A 2,284-nucleotide genomic window follows, 5' to 3' on the forward strand; every position below is an offset into this window, starting at 1 on the left:
CCTCGACCGCAACCGCCAACCGCAAGGCTATGGCAAACTTTATGACTATGGCGGACGGGTCAGGATTGCCAGCGGAGCGTTTTATTGGCGTGTCCGAAACGGTGATTTGAACTATTACAGCGATTACCGAGACGGACAAAGCCGTAAGATTGGCTCCGAACTAAACAGTCACGAAATGGCATGGACTAGAAGTGCCCCAATTGCTTATCGGGAAATTGCAGATGCGTTTAATCTGACCAGCCAAGCTCCGCATTACACTGCAAACATGGCGGCGGACGGCATTGATAAATCATTAAGAATGATAATGACCGCCATCTTGGTTGTCGTCAACCTCCCTGCGCTTTTGACCGGCGACAGTTCTGCTGCACTTACCGTCATCTTTGTAGGATGCTGGTTGTTGTGGAGCATGGGTAAAAAAGACGAGGACGAGGATTAATATGTCAAGAATCACTTACATCATTTTCAGCACCATCATCATCGTCATCTCCATGATCATCAGCTACGGCTCTTCCGACTCCGACGGCTCGCGTATGCACTCCGGCGGCTATTACGGCGGCAGCGGTTATTCCGGAGGCCATAAATGACCCATGCACCCGGTAATCATGGCCTATTGGACTTATACGGTTGCGACGAAGCCATCTTAAAAGATGAAGGCCGTCTGAAAACCGCTTTGGCAGCTGCTGCACAAGCCGCAGAAGCCACCATATTAACCGAACATTTCCACACCTTCGGCGGCGCAGGCGGCGTAACCGGCGTTTTACTGCTCGCCGAGTCCCATATCAGTATCCACACTTGGCCGGAACACCGCTTCGCCGCCATTGATGCATTTATCTGCGGCGGCATGAAATTGGAAAAAGTGAAGGAAATCTTGTGCAGGGAGTTGGCGGCGGAACGGGTGGATTGGACGGTTGTAAATAGAGGCAGTGATTTGACTTTATTTTAGTTTTATCAATATTGGCAAGAGGGGCAAAAGTTCAACGCCAAGCATACGCCATTTGATATTTCAGGAGATGTTAATTTATTGCTGGTTAAGTGTTATCGGTTCTATAACATGAAGGCATTTGGAAATAATGGGTATCTTACAGAGAAAAGGGTGTATGACTTGCTTTCCTAAAAAAATACTGAAAAGCAATAATTTATTATGCTAACCCGCCGTCAATTTCTCAGTTATACCGCCGCGCTTGGTGCCGCTTCTGCTTTCTCTTGGCAGACTTACAAATACCTCAACCGCAAACCGCCGGTTTCTATTAACCGTGTCGGCTTGCCGTTGGGGCATTTGTTGCGCGATCGGGAATTGTTGCAAGCGCCGCCCCGTCGTTATGAATGCAATACGTTGATACTCGGCGGCGGTGCGGCTGGGTTGGGGGCGTTGTGGTATTTGGCGAAGCATAATCACTGCGATGTATTGTTGGCAGAAGGGTTTGAACGCAATGGCAACAATGCTGCCTATACGTCTTCAGACGGCCTGAAAGCGCCGAGCGGTGCGCATTATTTGGCTTTGCCGTCGAAAGAAAGCGTGTATGTGCGCGAGATGTTGGTAGATTTCGGTATCTTGCAGTCGGACGGCAGCTTTAGGGAAACCGATTTGGTCTATGCGCCCGAATCGCGCCTCTTATATCAGGATAAATGGGTGGAACATTTATTGCCGAAAGAAGATGCGGATTCCAAACGGTTTTTTGATTTAATCGGCCGTCTGAAACAGTCTTACGGCGATGACGGTAAGAAAATTTTTGCTATTCCGATTGCGCTGTCATCGGCAGATGAGACATGGCGCAAACTCGATCATCTGACGTTTAAACAATGGCTTGATCAAGAGGACTACCACTCGCCTGAGCTTTTATGGTATCTCGATTATTGTTGCCGCGACGATTACGGACAAGGCATTGGGCAAGTGTCTGCCTTTGCCGGGCTGCATTATTTTGCCGCCCGCAACAATGCAGAAACCGTCCTCACTTGGCCCGAAGGTTTGGCACATCTTTCTGAAAACCTGCGCCGTCATGCCGGTTTGCAAGAAGGTTGGCAATGGCCGTCTGAAAATAGTATCCGTTTGGAGAAACCTGCTTCGGTTAATGCTTCTGCCGTCAAAATCAAACCGCTTTCAGACGGCCGGATTGAAGTGTGGCTGCGTGATAATGCAAAAGGGGAAACCGTTGCTGTCACCGCGCAACACGTTATCTCCGCCATGCCGCTGATGGTTGCCGCCTGCATTATTGAATTTCCCGAACAATTTGGTCTGGACATCCCAGAATACGCGCCATGGCTGGTTTCTAATTTTGAACTGCAC

3 protein-coding genes and 1 pseudogene are annotated in these 2,284 nt (G+C 49.3%); all 4 read left to right on the forward strand.

Features of this window, described 5'->3' with window-relative positions:
- Positions 1-436, forward strand: a pseudogene (locus ACTHUE_RS15955) (DUF4178 domain-containing protein); the annotation flags it as partial.
- Between the two features lies 1 nt (position 437).
- Positions 438-584 (forward strand): hypothetical protein, encoded by a 147-nt coding sequence (locus tag ACTHUE_RS15960; protein ID WP_162837292.1) that lies wholly within the window; start codon positions 438-440, stop codon positions 582-584.
- The gene (speD, locus tag ACTHUE_RS15965; protein ID WP_107768871.1) at positions 581-943 is read left to right on the forward strand and encodes an adenosylmethionine decarboxylase; all 363 of its coding nucleotides are present in this window, start codon (positions 581-583) and stop codon (positions 941-943) included. The genes ACTHUE_RS15960 and speD overlap by 4 nt, the downstream gene beginning before the upstream one ends.
- Before the next feature lie 198 nt (positions 944-1,141).
- Positions 1,142-2,284: NAD(P)-binding protein (locus ACTHUE_RS15970; RefSeq protein WP_440423970.1), on the forward strand; the 1,143-nt coding region annotated here is incomplete at its 3' end.

Source organism: Neisseria sp. P0021.S005 (genome assembly GCF_051956955.1).